Raw genomic sequence first — 19,763 nt, 5'->3', positions numbered from 1 at the left:
CAAGACACAGTAGTTTGCCTAGAAATTGACCAGAATTGGTATGGGTTTATAGTATTATCTTGCGGCAAACCTCACGCTCATGCTCCGTCTATCATTCATGCAAAAAATGTTAAAAAAATACGGTCTGCTGGTCTGGCTATCCCTGATCCTGATTGCAGGTTTTGTTTCCACGACCGTGGCATCTTTTGTGGTTTCCCGTGATGCCATACAACAAGGCATCTCCGAGCAAACCCTGCCCATCACTGGTGACAACGTTTATTCTGAAATTCAAAAGGACATTTTGCGCCCGGTCTTTGTGTCTTCGCAAATGGCACATGACACTTTTTTGCGTGACTGGATCATCAATGGCGAAGAGGACAAAGACCAGATCATCAAGTACCTGAAGGAAATCAAGCAAAAAAACAATGCGATTTCCAGCTTCATGGTGTCAGACCAAAGCCATAATTATTATCATGCCGATGGCGTCCTGAAAACCATCAGCAATACGGAACCACGTGATCAATGGTTCTTCCGCGTCCGCGGTCTCAAAAGCGAGTATGAAACCAATGTTGATGCTGACATGGCCAACCGCGACACCATGACCATCTTTATCAACTACCGCATACTCGATTACTCCGGCAAATTCATCGGCGCCACTGGGATAGGCATGACGCTGGACACCATGAAAACCCTGATAGACAGTTATCAAACGCGTTTTCACAGGAATATCTTTTTTGTTGACCAAAAGGGTAATATTGCCCTGGCTGGCAATAATATGAAAAAGATACGCAACAACCTGAGTACTTTGCCGGGTCTGGGCAGTCTGGCGCCGCAAATCCTGGCCAATCGCAAAAGCGAATCCCAGCACCTCGAATACAAGAACGGGAATGAAACCATACTCGTGAATGCACGCTTCATCCCTGAACTGGGCTGGCATCTACTGGTAGAGCAGGAAATGGGGGCAGAGATCAAGCCTTTGCAAAATATCTTCTTCATCAATATCGCCATCAGTGCAGGCATTACCCTGATCATACTGACGATTTTATTGCTGACAGTCAGACGCTATCAAAAGCGGCTTGAAAAATCAGCCTCTACCGACACCCTGACCAATTTGCTGAACCGCCAGGCTTTTGATTTCGTTTTCCAGCAAGCCCTGCTCGATAGCGAACGCTCGCGCCAGCCCATGTGTGTCGTCTTGCTGGATATCGATTTCTTCAAGAAAGTCAACGACAAGCAAGGCCATCTGGTGGGCGACCATGTGCTCAAGGAAATCGCCCTGATCTCCAAACGTTCACTGCGTGAAAGCGACATCATTTGCCGCTGGGGTGGCGAAGAATTCCTGATCTTGTTGAAAAACTGCACGCTGGAAAAAGCCACCTCGATCGCCGAAAACCTGCGCAATACCATTGCCAACAATGACTTCTCTCGCACTACCGACCTGACGCGCACCCGATTGTCGATCACCGTCAGCATGGGTGTTGCTGAATGCAAGGACAAGGAAAGTGAAGCCAGCGTATTTGAGCGTGCCGACCTGGCAATGTATCAAGCCAAGGAAAATGGCCGTAACAGCGTTTATTTTTCTGAGTGATGGAGAGCCGCCAGGTCTATGGTCGGCTGCGTAAATGCCTGATACAAGTCCCCTGCCTGCTGATCCCAGTCGTTGAGCCTGGTTTGCTGTAAGGCGACTGTCTGCATGTCGCCACGGGCAATCGGCCCTGTCAATGCGGCTTGTGTTCCCAGGTTAAAGACATTTTCCAGCGTCTGCCTTGCCAATGGCGCAGCCATCTTTTGCGCAATCTCTGCAGGTATGCCCGCCGCCTGATAAGTACGCAGGGCAACGTCCATCAGGGTCACCAGATAATTGCTGGCAAATACAGAACCGGCGTGATACAGCAGTTTATTGTCAGCATTGATGATCACGGTTTCTGCTCCTATGGCTTGCAAGGCAGGCACTAATAATGTAAGTGCGGCCTCATCACCCTCCACGCTGCAAATAGTGCCAGCAAATTGCTCAGCCAACAGATCAACATTGGCAAAACTACGCACTGGATGGACACTGGCAACAACTGCGCCTGCCAATCTGGCGGCTCGCAACTCTGTCGATTCCTTGGCACCACTACAATGAAAAATGACGCTGCCCACTTTCAGTAAGCCAGCATCTGCCAGTTGCTGGCAGATGCTGGCAATCTGGTCGTCACTGACGCTCAACATGGTGACATCGGCGGGCTGCAATTGCGAGATGCCATTCACTGCCTGCCCTGCTCCAACCCAGGCCACAGCATTGCTGGCACTAGCCGGCGTACGATTCAACACCTGCTGTATGGCAAACTGCTGCTGGCGCTGGAAATTTTTTCCCAGCACCTTGCCAACTTTACCGGCACCGATGATATTCAGGGTCTTCATACTTCACTCTTCAGGGAAGCGGCGCAAACCGTCAAGATCAAGGATAGTGATGCCGCCATAGTCCACGCTCAGCAAGTTTTTCTTTTCCAGCAATTGCAAAGCCTGGTTGGCACGTTGGCGCGATACACTGGAGATGTAACCTATTTCTTCTTGCGATATCTGGATTTGCATGCTGCTACCAGGATTCAGATAGGGATTGAACATGGCTGCCAGACAACGGGCGACACGGGTGTCGGGGTCCAGCATGCGATCATACTCAACCAGGGATATGAACAAGCCCAGTCGCTCGTTCAACTGATGCAAGAGAAAGCGGTTAAACGGGATACTGTTATCCAGCAAGTAGGTGAATGTAGCACGTGGCATATAAGCGACACGGGTATCCCGCAGGGCCACCACGTCATAACGGCGCGGCTCGGTCTTCAATAGCGAGCCTTCACCAAACCAGCCACCCGCAAGCATGCAACTGAAGGTCACCGTCTTGCCATCGGGCGAAATACTGCTCATCTTCAGGAAGCCTTCAATAACGCCCATCCAGTGCTCCACCGGATCACCTTTGCGGCATACGTAACCGCCTGCGGGAATGAAACGCTCGACGACTTCTTCTTCCAGCTTTTGCATGTGCTCAGGTGCGAGCATGCTGGCCCACATGGACTTGGCAAATCGTTCTTTAGGGTCGCTGATTTTCTTTGTCATATTTGTGCAACGCACCACAGATAATTGCTTCATTTTTTCAGATTGTCAGTCGAATGACAACCACTGGCCCCTGAAGGGTCTACTATCGCTTCAACAAAAAGAATTACGGAGACATTGTAAGCGAGTTGCCGATTGCAGCGAAGACTGCAGGCACTCAAAGGCGACTCATTTCAGCATGCCACTACAATACCTACCGTAAAAGTCCCCCTGCCTGGATATCGTAAGCAAGCAGTAAGGACGCATCAGGACACTCACATGAAGTAAGCCCTAAAACAATAGGCTGGTGGAGACATGAATCAAAAAGAAGCAGCGAATTCGACTTTTCCCAGGTTGTTATTGCAGCACGGAAAAACACGGCCGCAACATCCGGCCTTCCGTGAAAAAGACCTGGGTATCTGGCAAACCTGGAACTGGCAGCAAGTCAATGCAGAGGTGCGCGCCCTTGCCTGTGGCCTGGCTGCACAGGGCTTCAAGCGCGGCATGAATCTGGCCATCATAGGCGACAACCGCCCACGCCTGTACTGGGCCATGGCTGCGGCTCAATGCCTGGGGGGCATACCTGTACCTTTATATCAGGACGCACCGGCTGCCGACATGGCCTATGTGCTGGAAAATGCCGAAATTGTCTTTGCCGTCGTCGAAGATCAGGAGCAAGTTGATAAGCTGCTGGAGATCAAGCAACAGTATGCTGGCATACAACATATCGCCTTTGATGATGACCGTGGCATGCGCCATTATCACCAGCCTGAACTGACTTCCTATGCCGCCTTGCAGGAACTGGGCCGTGCTTTCGATATGACCCATCCTGATTTTTTCATGAGAGAAGTAGAACTGGGTCAACCTGACGACACTGCTGTCATGCTGTACACTTCAGGCACCACCGGCAAGCCCAAGGGAGTTTGCCAGTCTCACCGCTCTTTCATGACAGCGGCAATGGGCGGCATGGAATTTGACGAACTCACTGCAGACGAGGATATCCTGTCTTACCTGCCCATGGCATGGGTGGGCGACCATTTATTTTCGTTTGCCCAGGCCATGGCCGCTGGGTTTACCGTGAATTGCCCAGAATCCAGTGAAACCGTCCTGACGGATTTACGTGAAGTTGGTCCCACATATTATTTCGCCCCACCGCGCGTGTTTGAAAACATGCTGACAACAGTCATGATACGCATGGAAGATGCGGGCAGCATCAAACGCAAACTGTTTGCCCATTTCATGGAACTGGCGCGCCGTGTTGGTTCTGACATCCTTGACGGCAAAGCCGTCAGCGGCATGGACAGGTTGCAATATGCACTAGGCAATCTGCTGATTTATGGACCGCTGAAAAACGTACTGGGTCTGTCACGCGTGCGTGTTGCCTACACGGCTGGTGCCGCGATCGGCCCGGACCTGTTCCGCTTCTATCGTTCCATCGGTGTCAACCTCAAGCAATTATATGGATCGACCGAAACCTGCGCCTATGTCTGCCTGCAGCCCGATGGGAAAATCAAGTTTGACAGTGTAGGCGAAGCGGCACCTGGCGTTGAAGTCAAACTCGCTCCAAATGGGGAAGTGCTGGTCAGGTCAGATGCCATGCTGACGGGCTACTACAAGCGCCCTGATGCAACGGCAGAAGTCATGGATGAGCAAGGTTACTTCCATACCGGTGATGCGGGCATATTTGACCAGGATGGTCACCTCAAAATCATCGACCGGGCAGCCGATGTAGGCAAGATGAACCAGGGACATATCTTCGCGCCTAACTACATAGAAAACAAACTCAAGTTCTTCCCCTTCATCAAGGAAGCCGTGGCCTTTGGCCATGAACGCGACACCGTGTGTGCCTTCATCAATATCGATATGGAAGCTGTCGGCAACTGGTCAGAAAGACGCGGCGTTGCTTATTCTGGCTACACCGATCTGGCGGCCAAGGCCGAGACTTATCAACTGATACTGTCGTGCATAGAAAAAGTGAATGCAGACCTTGCCAGTGAAGACTTGATGGCAGGTACACAGATACACCGCTTCCTGGTGCTGCACAAAGAACTGGACCCCGATGATGATGAGCTGACCCGTACCCGCAAGGTCAGGCGCAAGTTCATTGCCGAAAAATATGCCGTGTTGATAGAAGCCCTGTATTCAGACAAGCGTTCGCAATTCATAGAGACCCTGGTCAAGTTTGAGGATGGCCGCCAGGGCAAGGTCAGTGCCGATTTGCATATCAGCGATGTCAAAACATTTTCTGCCCAAAAGCTGGCTGCATAAGGAATATATAAATGGCAGATAACAGAAAAATCGGTGAAGTCATCCTGGACTTGCAAAACATCTCGCTCGCTTTTGGGGGTGTCAAAGCCCTGACGAATATTTCCTTCAACGTCAGAGAACATGAAATACGCGCCATCATAGGCCCTAACGGTGCGGGTAAGAGTTCGATGCTGAATGTCATCAATGGTGTATATCGTCCACAGCAAGGCGATATCACCTACCGTGGACAGCATCGCAAGGACATGAATACCTATGCTGCCGCAAAAAGCGGTATTGCCCGTACTTTCCAGAACATCGCCCTGTTCAAAGGCATGAGCGTACTCGACAACATCATGACGGGTCGCAACCTGAAAATGAAAAGCAATTTCCTCATGCAGGCTTTGTACTGGGGGCCCGCACAAAAAGAAGAAATCGCCCACCGTGAAAAGGTGGAAGAAATTATCGACTTCCTGGAAATCCAGCACATACGCAAAATACCGGTAGGCCGTCTTTCCTACGGTTTGCAAAAGCGCGTGGAACTGGGCCGGGCACTGGCAGCCGAGCCTGAGATTTTATTGCTGGATGAACCCATGGCTGGCATGAACGTGGAAGAAAAACAGGACATGAGCCGCTTCATCCTCGATGTCAATGACCAGCTGGGCACCACCATCGTTTTGATTGAACATGATATGGGCGTGGTGATGGATATTTCTGACCGCGTGGTCGTGCTCGATTACGGCAAGAAAATCGGTGACGGTACGCCTGCCGAGGTGCTGGCGAATCAGGAAGTGATTAATGCTTACCTTGGTGTGGCGCATTAGAGAATTTTAAAACCATTAACCACAGAGGCACAGAGACACCGAGAAAAGCACAGAGAAAATCAAAAATTGAATGTGAGAAGTTCTCATGTTTTTCCTCTGTGTCTCCGTGTCTCTGTGTTGAGAGGTCTTAAGTGTTTGCTTAACGTAAGCTGAGAGCTAGAAATGAATATCAGTTTTTTCTTTGAAGTGTTTATCGGTGGCTTGTTGTCCGGTGTCATGTATGCGCTGGTAGCGCTGGGTTTCGTGCTGATTTACAAGGCTTCGGGTGTCTTCAATTTTGCGCAAGGTGCGATGGTGTTTTTTGCAGCCCTGACCTGCGTAGGCCTGACCGAGAAATTTGAAATGTCCCTGTGGCTGGCGATACCGCTGACCATGCTGGTGATGGTGGCACTGGGCCTGGCAATCGAGCGGGTAGTATTGCGCCCGCTGGTTAACCAGCCTGAGATCACCTTGTTCATGGCCACCATCGGACTGACCTTTTTTATCGAAGGTCTGGCGCAGTTGCTGTGGGGTTCGCAACCACACAAACTGACACTGCCTATCGACGATGTACCCATAGAATATTTGATGGAAAAATTCAATATTCTTGTGTCGCAATTCGATGTAATTGCTGCCTTGATTTGTGCACTGCTGGTGACTGGCCTGGCTCTGCTGTTTTCCAAAACCAAGATAGGCCGTGCCTTGCGTGCGGTAGCAGATGATCATCAGGCGGCGCTGGCTGTTGGAATTCCGCTGCAACAGATATGGGGCATAGTCTGGGCGGTGGCTGGCTTCGTCGCCCTGGTCGCTGGCCTGCTCTGGGGTGCACGTAATGGTGTGCAGTTTGCACTGACCTTCGTCGCCTTGAAAGCCTTGCCGGTATTGATACTGGGCGGTTTCACTTCTGTACCTGGCGCGATTGTTGGAGGCCTGATTATCGGTGCATCTGAAAAACTGGCAGAAGTGTATATAGGCCCATTGGTGGGTGGTGGCATAGAGGGCTGGTTCCCATATGTGCTGGCACTGCTGTTCCTGCTGGTCAGGCCCGAAGGTTTGTTTGGTGAAAAAATCATACGCAGGATTTGATATCCCGCAGGTCAGCCCAATAAGGACTTACGCAAAATTGTCCCAGCAAGGCGTAGCGACGAAGACAGTACTTTAGTACCGAATCTTGCTAAATGCAGGAGCTGCAACGCAGCTGGGGCGGTTTAGCGTAAGTCCTAATAATCAAACGTAATTAGCAGAGTAGAGGAACACCATGTTCTACCGTGAAGCAGGTCAGTTTAAAACAAGCTATCAGGCAGATAACCAGATATTCCCGATACGACAAGACCGTATCGGTATTGCCATCGTCCTGATCGCGGCATTTGTTGCCGTACCGGGGCTGGCAACCGATTATGCGTTTTCAGCCATCTTCATTCCCTTCCTGATATTTTCCCTGGCAGCACTGGGCTTGAATATCCTGACTGGATATGCCGGACAATTGTCGCTGGGTTCAGCAGCATTCATGGCAGTAGGTGCTTTTGCTTCCTACAATTTTGTATTGCGCATCCCCGGCATCCCTGTCTTGCTGGCCTTTGTACTGGGTGGTTTGTCGGCAGCCATGGTGGGTATCGCCTTTGGTTTGCCCTCGCTGCGCATACGTGGTTTTTACCTGGCAGCAGCGACGCTGGCAACCCAATTTTTCGTGGTGTGGTGCCTGACCAAGATACAGTGGTTCACCAACTACAGTTCTTCCGGCGTCATCACTGCGCAAGAAATGGTGATCATGGGTCTGAGTATCAATACTCCAGTCAAAAAGTATTTACTGACACTGACCGTAGTTTGCGTCATGGCATTGCTGGCCAAGAATATGGTGAGATCAAACGTAGGCCGCTCATGGATGGCTGTGCGAGACATGGACGTAGCGGCAGAAGTAATAGGTTTTCGCCTGATGCGCACAAAATTACTGGCCTTTGCGGTGTCCTCGTTTTACTGCGGCATTGCCGGTGCCCTGTATGCCTATGCCTATCTGGGTACGGTAGAGCCAGAAGCCTATAACCTTGATCTGTCTTTCCGCATCCTGTTCATGATCATCATTGGTGGTGTCGGTTCCATACTCGGTTCTTTCCTGGGTTCGGCTTTTATCATCCTGTTGCCCATCGTGCTGAACCTGATTGCCCATGGTCTGTCCTTGCCGACCAACGTGGCATCGAACCTGGAACTCATGGTATTTGGCGCCTTGATTATATTCTTCCTCATCGTTGAACCACATGGCCTGGCAAGATTGTGGCAAATCACCAAGGAAAAATTGCGACTCTGGCCTTTCCCGCATTGAGTGGCAATAACAAGACTAGTATCAAAAGTAAAAGAGAGTTCATAATAAAGATGCTTCGCCTTTGACAAAAAAGGTAGAAAAGCATCAGGCAATACCCATCCAAAACCACTAGGAGACAATATGAAACTGCTTAAATCCCTGCTCATGGCTTCGGCAATCCTGGGCGCCGTCAATGCAGCCCAGGCGAATGATCAATTCATTCCCGTCCTGTCTTATCGCGTCGGCCCCTATGCGGCTGGCGGTTCAGGCTTTTACGGTGGTGCCATCGATTACTTCAATCTGGTGAATGCCAAAGGCGGCTTGAATGGGATCAAGATTTCCTGGGAAGAATGCGAGACAGAATACAATGCTTCGCGCGGTGTAGAGTGTTATGAACGCCTGAAGAAAAACCAGGGTGGCGCATCGCTGATAGAGCCATTATCTACCGGTATCGCCTACGGTATTCTCGATCGTGTCGCTGAAGACAAGATTCCTTTGACGACGCTGGGTTATGGCCGTTCTGATGCGGCCAATGGCAAGGTCTTCCCTTATGTCTTCCCACTGATCACCAGCTACTGGAACCAGGCTGCGGCGATGACCAAATACCTGGGTGATAAATCCGGTGGCCTGGACAAGCTCAAGGGCAAGAAGATCGTCCATCTGTACCATGATTCTGCTTTCGGGAAAGAACCTATCCCGGTATTTGAGGCACAAGCCAAGCAATACGGATTCGAGCTCATCAAGATCCCGGTTGCTCATCCTGGTAATGAACAACAATCGCAATGGCTGCAAATCCGCCAGGCCAATCCTGACTATGTGATCCTGTGGGGCTGGGGTGTCATGAATGCGGTGGCTATCAAGACCGCGCAGCGCAATGGTTATTCTCGCGAAAAAATGCTGGGTGTCTGGTGGGCAGGTTCAGAAGAAGATGCGATCCCGGCTGGCGATGCAGCAAAAGGCTATACCGCGATGACTTTCAACACACCAGGCAATTACCCTGTTCTGGATGAGATTCGCAGCAAGGTATATGCCGCTGGCAAGGGTAATCTGGGTGACAAATCCCGCATCGGTTCTGTGTATCACATGCGTGGTGTGACTGCTGCCATCTTGTGGACCGAAGCCATCCTGAAAGCACAAGAGAAATTCGGCAAGGGCAAGCTCATGACTTCCGAGCAAATCCGCTGGGGCTTTGAAAACCTGAACGTGGATGAAGCCCGCCAAAAAGCTTTGGGCGCGATGGGCATGTTCCCGCCTGTGAAAACTTCTTGTGAAGATCATGAAGGTTCCGGCGCTGTCAAGGTGCAACAATGGACAGGCGACAAATGGAAAGCCATCACGCCTAACTGGGTCACTGGTGACAAGGCTCTGACGCGCGCTATGCTGGAAGAATCTTCAAACAAATATGCAGCGGAGAAAAAAATCACGCCTGCCTGTTTGAAATAAGCGATAAGCAGCAACTAGCGGAGGCAGGCCTGTGCCTCCGCCCCTTTTGTACAAATCATTGCAGATCAAGATCATGAGCGTTCATAGCATCACGGCAGAAACGGCAGCGGTAGCAACTACCGACATCGCCTATCTCAGTGTCAACAATATCGAAGTCATCTACGATCACGTGATCCTGGTGTTGAAGGGTATTTCCCTGCAAGTGCCACAAGGAAAAATCGTTGCCTTGCTGGGTGCCAATGGCGCGGGCAAATCAACCACGCTGAAGGCGATATCGACGTTACTGAGAAACGAGCGCGGCGATATCACCAAGGGCGATATTACTTTCCGCGGGCAGCGTGTTGATCACCTGACGCCAAATGAACTGGTCAAACGTGGGCTGTCGCAAGTCATGGAAGGCCGCCATTGTTTTGCACATCTGACTGTAGAAGAAAATCTGTTGACGGGTGCCTACACGCGCAGCCTTTCACGCAGTGAACTCAAGGCAGAGCTGGAAAAGGTCTATCACTACTTCCCGCGCCTCCGTGAGCGTCGTAATTCGCAAGCTGGCTACACCTCGGGTGGTGAACAGCAGATGTGCGCGATAGGCCGCGCCCTGATGGCAAAGCCATCGATGATTTTGCTTGATGAACCATCGATGGGTATCGCACCACAACTAGTCGAAGAGATTTTTGAAATCGTCAAAAGCTTGAACATCGAAGAGAAAGTATCCTTCCTGCTGGCCGAGCAAAATACCAATGTCGCCCTTCGCTATGCAGACTTTGGCTACATCCTGGAAAACGGCAGGGTCGTCATGGAAGGCGAGGCCAAAGACCTCAGCAGCAATGAAGACGTCAAGGAATTTTATCTTGGTGTTTCAGGCGCAGGCCGCAAGAGTTTCAAGGATATGAAGTTTTATAGAAGGCGCAAACGCTGGCTGGCTTGAGCCATCACTCATCGCTATCCATCATTTTGAGATGCACACAAATCAACCCACTATAGAGCATGCTCATGAGTGACTATCTGGACGCCCTGGAAACCCGCAATCCACAAAGCCGCGAACAAGCGCTGATGAACAAGCTGCCGCAATTGATTGCCCACGCCCAAACTGCAGAAGGCTGGGGCAGGATATTGCAGGGAGTGGCTGCGCATGACATCAAGAGCCGCAGCGCGCTGGCGCAATTGCCGGTGACACGCAAATCCGATCTCAAGGATTTGCAAAAAGCCTTGCCGCCCTTTGGTGGCCTCAATACTACGCCTGTGCGCCAAATGGGCCATATCTTCATGTCGCCTGGCCCCATCTTTGACCCCGAGGGACGCGGCCAGGACTGGTGGCGCTTTGCCCGCCCCATGCATGCAGTTGGCCTGCGTGCTGGTCATCTGCTGCAAAACTGTTTTTCCTACCATTTCACACCTGCCGCATTCATGGTGGAAAGTGCCGCCGCCCGCATAGGTTGCGCAGTCATCCCGGCTGGTATAGGGCAAACGGAAATGCAGGTACAGGCCATGGCAGAATTGCGGCCTGACGCCTACATAGGCACACCGAGTTTCTTGAAAATCATCCTGGAAAAAGCGCTGGACATGGGTGCCGATATTTCCAGCGTACAGCGCGCCATCGTCGGTGCAGAAGCCCTGCCACCGTCCTTGCGCAAATGGCTGCAAGAGCATGGTGTTGCCCATGTATTGCAAATCTATGCGTCTGCCGACATAGGCAATATCGCCTATGAGAGCATGAGCGATGGCCAGATCAATCCCGGCATGATACTGGATGAAGATTTGATACTGGAGATCGTCCGTCCTGGCACAGGTGACCTGGTGGCGGAAGGTGAAGTTGGCGAAGTTGTCATCACTTCCTTTAATCCTGACTATCCCTTGATACGTTTTGGTACGGGTGACATGTCAGCGATACTGCCGGGCATTTCACCATGTGGCCGTACGAACCAGCGCATCAAGGGCTGGATGGGGCGGGCGGATCAAACCACCAAGGTCAAGGGTATGTTTGTCCATCCTTCGCAAGTTGCAGAGGTCGTCAAGCGTCACCCTGAAATCAGCAAGGCCAGGCTGGTGGTGACTGGTGAAATGGCAAATGATGTCATGAGCCTGCATTGTGAAACTGCGGCGGTCAACCCTGTGTTGCAAGCTGCCATCATCGATAGCCTGCGAGACGTCACCAAATTGCGTGGTGACGTGCAGTTTGTTGCACCAGGCAGCCTGGCTAATGATGGCAAGGTTATAGACGACGCCCGCAAATACGAATAAAGCCACGCCACTGACTCTGGAACAGCAAAAATGCCACGGAAAAGACAGCTTTCCCGTGGTTTTTTCGTCTATTGCACCCAAACGCTAAAAATATTCTATAGTAGTTAAGTAAACCAAATATGGATGAGTCTGTTTTCCAGACTTGTCCAGCCTGTTTTCCCCGTTTTTTCCTGTTCCGCCCTTGCAACCACCTCACCGGATGGAGAACTATTCCATGACTGCACTGAATATCAATAGCAAAGAACACCAGGTAGATGCTGACCCATCCACGCCCGTGCTATGGGCGCTGCGTGATTCCCTGGGCCTGACTGGCACCAAGTTTGGCTGCGGTGCGGCATTGTGTGGTGCCTGTACTGTGCATTTGAATGGCCAGGCAATACGCTCTTGCGTCACGCCGATTTCTGCCGTTGCAGGCCAAAAAATCACCACGATCGAGGCCATGAGCCAGGACAAGGTCGGCAAGGCTGTGCAAGCTGCCTGGATCAAGCATGACGTCGCGCAATGCGGTTACTGTCAGAGTGGGCAGATCATGAGTGCGACAGCATTGCTGAAAACCAACAAGAAGCCTAGCGATGCAGATATTGATAGTGCCATGGCAGGCAATATCTGCCGCTGTGGCACCTATGTGCGCATCCGTGCTGCCATCCATGATGCTGCATCCACTCTGGCCTGAGGAGAATAGACATGCATTTTGAAGATCGTTTGATAGAACTGCCGCGCCATCTGCAATCTCATTTGCAAACACTCTTGCAATCCACTACACCGGAAGCAACATCTGCTGGCCTCAGTCGCCGCAGCTTTTTGAAAATGGCAACGGCCAGCGGTTTTTCCCTGGGGTGCTATCCCATGCTGGCATCAGCGCAGGATGCTGCCGCCAAAGCCCCTGCAGGCCTGAAGCCGACTGAGCAACCGGGCGCTTTCGTACAGATCGCCAAGGATGGCACGGTCACTGTGACCATCAACCGCCTGGAATTTGGCCAAGGTGTGCAAACCGGCCTGCCCATGATACTGGCAGAAGAACTGGACGCCGACTGGTCCAAGGTCAAAAGCGTAAATGGCAGTAACCACCCAGCCTATGTTGACCCCGCATTTGGCATGCACCTGACGGGTGGCTCGAACTCCATCGCCCATTCGTATACCCAATACCGTGAACTGGGTGCCCGCACCCGTGCCATGCTGGTACAGGCAGCAGCAGAACAATGGAAAGTTGATCCCTCCAGCCTGCGTACTGAGAATGGGCATGTCATCGGCCCCGGCGGCAAGAAGCTGGGCTATGGCGAGCTGGCAGATGCTGCCATGAAATTACCAGTACCAGAAAAAGTGACGTTGAAAGATCCAAAAAACTTCCGCCTGATAGGCAAACCCACAGGCCGGCTGGATGCCAAAGCCAAATCCACAGGTACGCAGGATTTTGGTATCGATGTCCACCTGCCCGGCATGCTGACTGCCGTAGTGGCGCGACCACCAGTATTTGGTGCCAAGGTCAAGACTATTGACGACGCGGCGGCAAAAGCCATCAAGGGTGTGAAGGCAGTCTTGCGTGTACCGGTAGACCGCGGTGGCGAGGGCGTGGCGATTATCGCTACCGGTTATTGGCCAGCCAAGCAAGCCCGCGATGTACTGAAGCTGGAATGGGATACCGATGGCGTGGAAAAAATTGATTCCACCAAGATGCTGGCGAGCTACAAGGAACTGGCCAAGAAACAGGGAGCGCTGAAGTTTAATGATGACGTCTCAAAAATAGCGACGGCGCCACATAAGCTGAATGCCGAATTTGTTTTCCCCTATCTGGCACATACCCCTATGGAACCACTGAACTGCACGGTTGCCATCAAGGGCGACAAGGCAGAATTGTGGGTGGGCACGCAAATGCCTGGCCTCGATGGCTTTGCGGCTTCCAAGACCCTGGGTTTGAAACCGGAAAATATCGCAGTGCATACTCAGTATGCGGGTGGTGGCTTTGGCCGCCGTGCGATCGCCACCAGTGATTATGTGGTGGAAGCCTGCAATGTCGCCAAGGCAGCGCAAACAGCGGGTCTGGATGCGCCGATACGCACTTTGTGGAGCCGTGAAGATGATGTCAAGGGTGGTTATTATCGCCCCATGCATCTGCACAAGGCCGAAATCGGTTTTGATGCCCAAGGTAATATCCTGGGTTGGGACCACGTCATCGTCGGCCAGTCAATCGTCGGTGGTACGCCGTTTGAATCCATGATGGTCAAGGATGGTGTGGACATCACAGCAGTGGAAGGCATGAAAGAACCGTATCAAATGCCGATGCGTCTGTCTGTCCATCATCCCAAGATCAATGTCCCGGTCTTGTGGTGGCGCAGCGTGGGTTCTACCCATACTGCGTTTGTCATGGAAACCCTGCTTGATGAAATTGCCCAGACCACCAAGCAAGACCCGGTGGCTTACCGCCTGAAGCTCATGGGTGACAAACATCCACGACATAAAGCAGCTTTGCAACTGGCGGTTGAAAAGTCTGGCTATGGCAAAAAGAAACTGCCAGCTGGCCGCGCCTATGGTGTCGCAGTGCATGAATCATTCTCGTCCGTGGTCGCTTATGTGGTCGAAGCATCCATGAAAAATGGCCAGCCCAAGCTGCACAAGGTCACTGCGGGTGTGCATTGCAACCTGGCTGTCAACCCCAGGAGTGTAGAAGCCCAGGTACAGGGTGCGGCACTAATGGGTCTCTCCATGTGCCTGCCAGGTGCAGCTATCACACTCAAGGACGGTGTAGTCGAACAAAGTAATTTTGGTGATTTTGTGGTGCCACGCATTACCGATATGCCACAGGTTACCGTGCATATCGTCCCTAGTGCAGATGCCCCTACCGGCATGGGTGAGCCTGGTTTGCCAGCACTGGCACCGGCTTTTGCGAATGCTATCGCCAGAGTCAGTGGCAAGCGCTGGCGTGAGCTGCCTTATAAACTTACATAAAAACTCACATAAGCAACGCGAAGCATCATTACTGACATACAAGAAACATGGAAATGAAGCGCAGATAGTAGTATGTTGTGAGATATCAGATTCCTGGAGTTTGATGAACTGCTGGAATTTGGTATCCCACAATACAGGAGACTTATCATGCGTAGTTTCATTAAATTCCTGACACTGAGTCTATTCAGCATTTTTGTCAGCCAGAGCGTATTCGCTGCAGACCATGGTACGGCACAAGAAGCAGAAGCCATGGTGAAAAAAGCCATCGCCCATATTAAATCCAAGGGAGCAGATGCAGCTTACCCTGAATTTAATAATCCCAAAGGCAGTTTCAGTGACCGTGACCTGTATATTTTTGTACTCGACATGAGTGGCAAGACCCTGGCCCATGGTGCCAATCCCAAGCTCTTGGGGAAAAATATCAGTACGCTGAGAGATGTCGATAACAAAGCCTTTATTGAAGAACTCCTGGCAACCGCAAAGAGCAAGGGAAAAGGCTGGATAGATTACAAATGGCCTAACCCAACTACCAAAGCCATAGAATTAAAATCCACCTATTTTGAGAAATCTGATGATGTCGTCGTTGGCTGTGGTATCTATAAGTAAATGCTGTTCAAGCTCATCTGATTGATGTAAAGCAGTATCTGCACAGGTACTGCTTTTTGATTTTTTCTTACGATGAACCTTACATCCACTGGCTATTGCCGTACACCACTGGCAAAGAAACTGGGGATACAAGCTGACAGCCATGTTTGCGCCAGGCATGCGCCTGAAAACTATCTGGATTTGCTGGCCGACTTGCAAGCTGCGGTGGTATTTTACAAGAAGACTACGCCTGCGACAGATATCGTCCACCTGTTCACCGACAAGAAAGCTGTCCTCGTCAAAGAATTGCTGAACTGTAAAGCAAGCTTGAGAAGTGATGCCGCAATCTGGGTATCCTAGCCCAAGAAAGCCTCGAAAGTGGCTACCGACATCACTGAAGATACGATCAGGGAAGTCGCCCTGCCCCTGGGTTACGTCGATATCAAGGTCTGTGCTGTCAGCGATATATGGTCAGGCTTGAAACTGGTGGTACGCAAAGAATTGAGGCCGGACTGGCCGGCCTCATATCATCGTCTATTGATGCTTGTTACCGCTTAATTTGATTCCTTGATCAAACGACCAGAATTCTTTTGTATGGGTCGCGCATTCATGGGATACAGACGGCTGAATATCGCCAACTGGTCTGGTGAAATTTCTACTGGCTCTTTCATGACCAGCCACAATACCCCTTCACTGCAAGGTGGTGTCGTCAGCGAACCCATATAGGTATAGTAATCACGTTTGACGGGCAGGATGTCGCTCATGTCCATGGTCGTCAAGGCCTGTACCGGATCATTCTTTTCCAGTGGAAGATTATTCCAGACCTGCTGCACAAGGCTATGTGACTTGCCGCGCTCAATTAACACGGCCACCACGGCCAGTTTGCCATCAGCATCCTTGTGTACCAGATGGGCAACCATTTCAAAGCTCTTGCCGTTTACCCGTTCTTCAGACGGCTTGTGAAAATGAAATTGCACCAGCTCATAATTAATACCCATCACATTGATATAGTTGCCAGCACCGATATTGACTTGTATGGTGTGACCATTGTCAATCACAGAGAAACGGCTGGGCTTGTAATCAAAAGCGATCGGGTCCAAGTCCACCCTGATACCATCACGGATATCGATAGGAGACTGCCTTTCACCGATATCGCACTTGGCATTGGCCGCATTGAGCTTGCCCCAGTTTAAAGGTCCGCCTTCGCCTTTATAGCTCCAGTGGATATTGGCATGGCTGGCCGCCTGCCCGCCTGCTGCTGCGGCACTGTTGGTACCATGATCATTTTTGGGTTTGGCGGCTTCTGGCCTGCGCACAGCTGGCGCATACGAGGGCCGCACTACAGGTCTAGGCACACTGCGCGCGGCTGCTTCGTCTTTTTCCTTGCGGATGACGCTCAGGCGTTCAGCGATGCGAGCTGCCAGTTCATCGGCAGCCAGTGCTTCCTTGGCGCGGATAGCGGCTTCCTTGGCTGATTCCTTGCTGTCTTTGCTTTCCTTGGATGATGACTTGCGTTCTTCTTTGGCTGATGCAGAAGCCGGACTGGAAGATTCTTCTTTCGCCGATGCTGGTTTAATGGGTTTGGATGGTGGTGGGTCGTTCGCCTGAGCGGACAAGGCCAACAGCATGGGGAGCAGCAAGGCGAGAGAGCGGCGCATAATGAATTGAATTTGGGATTGAGTTTGCAGAGAGATACCCTAGTTACGGCAAGTCTCTTTGCAAACTTGAATCCTGAGAGCAATTTGTGGTTTTTTCGCCCTCACGCTATCGCTAGCTTAGCTTACACGCCCTCAACAATGAACAAACGGCCAATAGAATTGGCATGACGAATTTCCATGGCCTTGGCATATTCGACCGAGTCATACCAGTGCTGCGCCTGTTGCAGGCTGGGGAATTCGACGATGACAGAACGCCAGCCTTCATTATGCGCATCATCCCTGCCCTCTTTTTGCACCCGTGTACCACCTCGTACCAAAAACTGCCCGCCATATTGAGCCACGCTGGCTGTGGCCAATGGCCGGTAATCAGCATAAGCATCTGCGTTAGTGACCTGGATTTCTGCAACGACATAAGCTTTACTCATGATATTCCTGATAAGTAGTTATTTGAAAATTAGTTACAATGACAACACACGCGCTTTAGCGGCAGCATATTCAGATTTCAAACGTGCTACCACTTCCGCCACGGTCAACACATCATCCATCAAGCCCACGCCCTGACCCGCGCCCCAGATATCACGCCAGGCCTTGGCCTTGCTACCGCCGCCAGAGCCAAAGTTCATCTGGCTCTTGTCAGCCACCGGCAGATTGTCCGGGTCCAGTCCTGCCGCGATGATGGATTTCTTGAGATAATTGCCATGCACACCGGTGAACAGATTGGTATAGACGATATCTGCCGCAGCTGAATCGAGGATGGCCTGTCGATAAGCGTCATCCACGTTTGATTCAACCGTAGCGAGCCAGCGTGAGCCTATGTAAGCAAAATCGGCACCCATAGCTTGCGCAGCCAGCACTGCATCACCCGTTGCGATAGAACCCGACAAGGCAATCGGGCCATCAAAGAAGCGCCGTACTTCACCGACCAGGGCAAACGGCGACAGGCCACCCGCATGCCCGCCAGCACCGGCTGCCACCAGAATCAGGCCATCGACTCCGGCTTCCAGCGCCTTTTGCGCATGGCGTATCGAAATCACATCATGCATGACTATGCCGCCATAGCTGTGTATCGCATCCAGCATTTCTGGTGGTGGCGCACGGAGCGAAGAAATGATGATGGGTATCTGATGTTTGACGCACACCTCGACATCATGTGCCAGCCGGTCATTCGACTGATGGACGATCTGGTTGACAGCAATCGGCCCTATTACCGCATCAGGATGTGCTTCCTGGTGCGCTGCCAGCTCGGCCTGCAGTTCTGTCAGCCATACATCCAGCAACTCTGCTGGTCTGGCATTCAGGGCAGGGAAAGAACCGACGATGCCCGCCTTGCATTGCGCTGCCACCAGTCTGGGGCCACTGGCAATAAACAAAGGAGAGCCAATGACAGGCAGGCTAAGGTGTTGCAAAGCTGATGGCAAGCGTGAAACTGAACTTGATGCGGGTGAGTCGAGAGCCATAGTCGGTATCCTCTAAGTGTAAGCACATACGCCTCGGACAGCGTATATATCCAGTATGATTTTACCGTGCTAATAAAATTCCTGCGGAGACACCATGACTTATCAATGTTTTGACTTCAGTATCAGTAATAAAATCGCTCACCTGCGCCTGAACCGCCCAGCCACGCTGAATACCATGCAACCGGTGTTTTTTCGTGAACTGACAGAGATTTTGCAAAACCTGCAAAACCAGGCGAATGCTCGTGTGCTCATCATTTCTTCTACCGGCAAACATTTCACTGCTGGCATGGCGTTGGATGTGTTTGCCGGTGGGGGCATCACCCTCGACGATGCCAGCGCCGTTGGCCGCGCCAATATTGCCCTGGCACTGAAAGACATGCACCATGCCTTCAACCTGATCGAATCCCTGCGCATGCCAGTCATTACCGCCATACACGGTGGTTGCATAGGTGGCGGTGTCGATATGATCTGTGCCAGCGACATACGCCTGGCCAGCAGCGATGCCTTTTTCTGCATACAGGAAATCAACATAGGCATGACCGCTGACCTGGGCACCCTGCAACGCCTGCCCAAACTCATCCCTGAAGGCATAGTCCACGAAATGGCCTACACCGGCCGCCGCCTGCCAGCACAACGTGCCCTCGCTGTTGGCCTGCTTAACGAAGTATTTGATACCCAGGAAAACATGCTGGCCGCCGCCCAGCAAATGGCCACAGAAATCGCCGAAAAACCCCCAGTCGCGATCTGGGGCAGCAAACAAGCCATCCACTACGCCCGCGACCACAGCACCCACGACGCCCTGCAACAAATGGGCTGGTTGCAATCAGGCATCTGGCAAAGCAGTAACCTGATGGAGGCTTTCATGGCGAAACAGCAAGGCAGACCGACTGAGTATGCGGATCTGGCGCCGGTTAGTTCGTTTTCCGAGGCGGTCTATCATTTGAAGTAAATAGTAGTCATCTCTCTCCAATCGACGGTCAAACCGATATCAAGATATATGGTTGGTGGTCGCGTTGACGTTGTTTTTGACTTTCGCAGTTCCCAT

The 19,763-nt window shown here is 51.6% G+C and carries 19 protein-coding genes; 14 read left to right on the top strand and 5 right to left on the bottom strand.

Translation table 11 applies throughout. The annotated features are described in order from the left end of the window. Positions 1 to 106: 106 nt before the first annotated feature. Positions 107 to 1,567, top strand: a complete 1,461-nt coding sequence (locus Q8K39_RS24355; protein ID WP_305263708.1) for a sensor domain-containing diguanylate cyclase — start codon at positions 107 to 109, stop codon at positions 1,565 to 1,567. On the opposite strand, the gene Q8K39_RS24350 is transcribed toward Q8K39_RS24355, so the two are convergent. Then, positions 1,552 to 2,382 (bottom strand): Rossmann-like and DUF2520 domain-containing protein, encoded by an 831-nt coding sequence (locus Q8K39_RS24350; RefSeq protein ID WP_305263707.1) that lies wholly within the window; start codon positions 2,380 to 2,382, stop codon positions 1,552 to 1,554. The two genes, Q8K39_RS24355 and Q8K39_RS24350, sit on opposite strands and share 16 nt — an antisense overlap. A gap of 3 nt (positions 2,383 to 2,385) precedes the next feature. Beyond that, entirely contained in the window at positions 2,386 to 3,075 is a 690-nt protein-coding gene (locus Q8K39_RS24345) for a Crp/Fnr family transcriptional regulator (RefSeq protein ID WP_232063132.1), read from the bottom strand. A gap of 291 nt (positions 3,076 to 3,366) precedes the next feature. Between Q8K39_RS24345 and Q8K39_RS24340 the strand changes: the two genes are divergently transcribed. From Q8K39_RS24340 to Q8K39_RS24285, 12 genes are all read left to right on the top strand, one after another. Then, complete coding sequence (locus tag Q8K39_RS24340; RefSeq protein WP_305263706.1) at positions 3,367 to 5,319, top strand: long-chain fatty acid--CoA ligase; 1,953 nt, start codon at positions 3,367 to 3,369, stop codon at positions 5,317 to 5,319. An 11-nt stretch (positions 5,320 to 5,330) separates the two neighbouring features. Then, complete coding sequence (locus tag Q8K39_RS24335; RefSeq protein ID WP_186955877.1) at positions 5,331 to 6,119, top strand: ABC transporter ATP-binding protein; 789 nt, start codon at positions 5,331 to 5,333, stop codon at positions 6,117 to 6,119. A 168-nt stretch (positions 6,120 to 6,287) separates the two neighbouring features. Next, positions 6,288 to 7,184: a branched-chain amino acid ABC transporter permease gene (locus Q8K39_RS24330; protein WP_186955977.1), complete on the top strand. Its 897-nt coding sequence runs from the start codon at positions 6,288 to 6,290 to the stop codon at positions 7,182 to 7,184. Positions 7,185 to 7,356: 172 nt separating this feature from the next. Beyond that, positions 7,357 to 8,415 (top strand): branched-chain amino acid ABC transporter permease, encoded by a 1,059-nt coding sequence (locus tag Q8K39_RS24325; protein WP_305263705.1) that lies wholly within the window; start codon positions 7,357 to 7,359, stop codon positions 8,413 to 8,415. 120 nt (positions 8,416 to 8,535) lie between these two features. Next, positions 8,536 to 9,837 carry an ABC transporter substrate-binding protein gene (locus Q8K39_RS24320; protein WP_305263704.1) on the top strand — a complete coding sequence of 434 codons (1,302 nt, stop codon included), beginning with the start codon at positions 8,536 to 8,538 and terminating at the stop codon, positions 9,835 to 9,837. A gap of 73 nt (positions 9,838 to 9,910) precedes the next feature. After that, positions 9,911 to 10,762, top strand: coding sequence for an ABC transporter ATP-binding protein (locus tag Q8K39_RS24315; protein WP_305263703.1), 852 nt, complete (start codon positions 9,911 to 9,913; stop codon positions 10,760 to 10,762). Positions 10,763 to 10,827: 65 nt separating this feature from the next. Further along, positions 10,828 to 12,075 carry a phenylacetate--CoA ligase family protein gene (locus Q8K39_RS24310; RefSeq protein ID WP_186955881.1) on the top strand — a complete coding sequence of 416 codons (1,248 nt, stop codon included), beginning with the start codon at positions 10,828 to 10,830 and terminating at the stop codon, positions 12,073 to 12,075. A gap of 214 nt (positions 12,076 to 12,289) precedes the next feature. Then, entirely contained in the window at positions 12,290 to 12,748 is a 459-nt protein-coding gene (locus Q8K39_RS24305; RefSeq protein WP_186955882.1) for a (2Fe-2S)-binding protein, read from the top strand. Positions 12,749 to 12,759: 11 nt separating this feature from the next. Continuing rightward, positions 12,760 to 15,018, top strand: a complete 2,259-nt coding sequence (locus tag Q8K39_RS24300; protein WP_305263702.1) for a xanthine dehydrogenase family protein molybdopterin-binding subunit — start codon at positions 12,760 to 12,762, stop codon at positions 15,016 to 15,018. Positions 15,019 to 15,165: 147 nt separating this feature from the next. After that, a complete protein-coding gene (locus Q8K39_RS24295) occupies positions 15,166 to 15,624 on the top strand; it encodes a cache domain-containing protein (RefSeq protein WP_305263701.1) in 459 nt (152 codons plus the stop codon). Between the two features lie 72 nt (positions 15,625 to 15,696). Next, entirely contained in the window at positions 15,697 to 15,963 is a 267-nt protein-coding gene (locus Q8K39_RS24290; protein WP_305263700.1) for a hypothetical protein, read from the top strand. An 18-nt stretch (positions 15,964 to 15,981) separates the two neighbouring features. Then, entirely contained in the window at positions 15,982 to 16,161 is a 180-nt protein-coding gene (locus Q8K39_RS24285) for a hypothetical protein (protein ID WP_305263699.1), read from the top strand. Here Q8K39_RS24285 and Q8K39_RS24280 read toward each other — a convergent pair. The 3 genes from Q8K39_RS24280 to Q8K39_RS24270 form a co-directional block, all read right to left on the bottom strand. Continuing rightward, a complete protein-coding gene (locus Q8K39_RS24280) occupies positions 16,158 to 17,261 on the bottom strand; it encodes a carbonic anhydrase (protein ID WP_305263698.1) in 1,104 nt (367 codons plus the stop codon). The two genes, Q8K39_RS24285 and Q8K39_RS24280, sit on opposite strands and share 4 nt — an antisense overlap. A gap of 122 nt (positions 17,262 to 17,383) precedes the next feature. Continuing rightward, positions 17,384 to 17,686: a DUF1330 domain-containing protein gene (locus Q8K39_RS24275; protein ID WP_186955887.1), complete on the bottom strand. Its 303-nt coding sequence runs from the start codon at positions 17,684 to 17,686 to the stop codon at positions 17,384 to 17,386. Positions 17,687 to 17,719: 33 nt separating this feature from the next. Continuing rightward, positions 17,720 to 18,718 (bottom strand): nitronate monooxygenase family protein, encoded by a 999-nt coding sequence (locus Q8K39_RS24270; RefSeq protein WP_186955888.1) that lies wholly within the window; start codon positions 18,716 to 18,718, stop codon positions 17,720 to 17,722. A 94-nt stretch (positions 18,719 to 18,812) separates the two neighbouring features. On the opposite strand from Q8K39_RS24270, the gene Q8K39_RS24265 reads away from it, so the two are divergent. Next, the gene (locus Q8K39_RS24265; protein ID WP_305263697.1) at positions 18,813 to 19,667 is read left to right on the top strand and encodes an enoyl-CoA hydratase-related protein; all 855 of its coding nucleotides are present in this window, start codon (positions 18,813 to 18,815) and stop codon (positions 19,665 to 19,667) included. Positions 19,668 to 19,763: the final 96 nt, after the last annotated feature.

The organism is Undibacterium sp. (assembly GCF_030683615.1).
In the GTDB taxonomy this organism is placed as follows: domain Bacteria; phylum Pseudomonadota; class Gammaproteobacteria; order Burkholderiales; family Burkholderiaceae_D; genus Undibacterium; species Undibacterium umbellatum.
This window is presented reverse-complemented; position numbering and strand designations above follow the sequence as displayed.

Bases quoted from the DNA above. Each gene is read 5' to 3' on its own strand.
- Q8K39_RS24290 (WP_305263700.1), top strand. From the start codon at position 15,697: ATGAACCTTACATCCACTGGCTATTGCCGTACACCACTGGCAAAGAAA.
- Q8K39_RS24315 (WP_305263703.1), top strand. From the start codon at position 9,911: ATGAGCGTTCATAGCATCACGGCAGAAACGGCAGCGGTAGCAACTACC.
- Q8K39_RS24265 (WP_305263697.1), top strand. From the start codon at position 18,813: ATGACTTATCAATGTTTTGACTTCAGTATCAGTAATAAAATCGCTCAC.
- Q8K39_RS24295 (WP_305263701.1), top strand. From the start codon at position 15,166: ATGCGTAGTTTCATTAAATTCCTGACACTGAGTCTATTCAGCATTTTT.
- Q8K39_RS24355 (WP_305263708.1), top strand. From the start codon at position 107: ATGTTAAAAAAATACGGTCTGCTGGTCTGGCTATCCCTGATCCTGATT.
- Q8K39_RS24270 (WP_186955888.1), bottom strand. From the start codon at position 18,718: ATGGCTCTCGACTCACCCGCATCAAGTTCAGTTTCACGCTTGCCATCA.
- Q8K39_RS24345 (WP_232063132.1), bottom strand. From the start codon at position 3,075: ATGACAAAGAAAATCAGCGACCCTAAAGAACGATTTGCCAAGTCCATG.
- Q8K39_RS24325 (WP_305263705.1), top strand. From the start codon at position 7,357: ATGTTCTACCGTGAAGCAGGTCAGTTTAAAACAAGCTATCAGGCAGAT.
- Q8K39_RS24300 (WP_305263702.1), top strand. From the start codon at position 12,760: ATGCATTTTGAAGATCGTTTGATAGAACTGCCGCGCCATCTGCAATCT.
- Q8K39_RS24335 (WP_186955877.1), top strand. From the start codon at position 5,331: ATGGCAGATAACAGAAAAATCGGTGAAGTCATCCTGGACTTGCAAAAC.
- Q8K39_RS24280 (WP_305263698.1), bottom strand. From the start codon at position 17,261: ATGCGCCGCTCTCTCGCCTTGCTGCTCCCCATGCTGTTGGCCTTGTCC.
- Q8K39_RS24320 (WP_305263704.1), top strand. From the start codon at position 8,536: ATGAAACTGCTTAAATCCCTGCTCATGGCTTCGGCAATCCTGGGCGCC.
- Q8K39_RS24275 (WP_186955887.1), bottom strand. From the start codon at position 17,686: ATGAGTAAAGCTTATGTCGTTGCAGAAATCCAGGTCACTAACGCAGAT.
- Q8K39_RS24350 (WP_305263707.1), bottom strand. From the start codon at position 2,382: ATGAAGACCCTGAATATCATCGGTGCCGGTAAAGTTGGCAAGGTGCTG.
- Q8K39_RS24305 (WP_186955882.1), top strand. From the start codon at position 12,290: ATGACTGCACTGAATATCAATAGCAAAGAACACCAGGTAGATGCTGAC.
- Q8K39_RS24340 (WP_305263706.1), top strand. From the start codon at position 3,367: ATGAATCAAAAAGAAGCAGCGAATTCGACTTTTCCCAGGTTGTTATTG.
- Q8K39_RS24310 (WP_186955881.1), top strand. From the start codon at position 10,828: ATGAGTGACTATCTGGACGCCCTGGAAACCCGCAATCCACAAAGCCGC.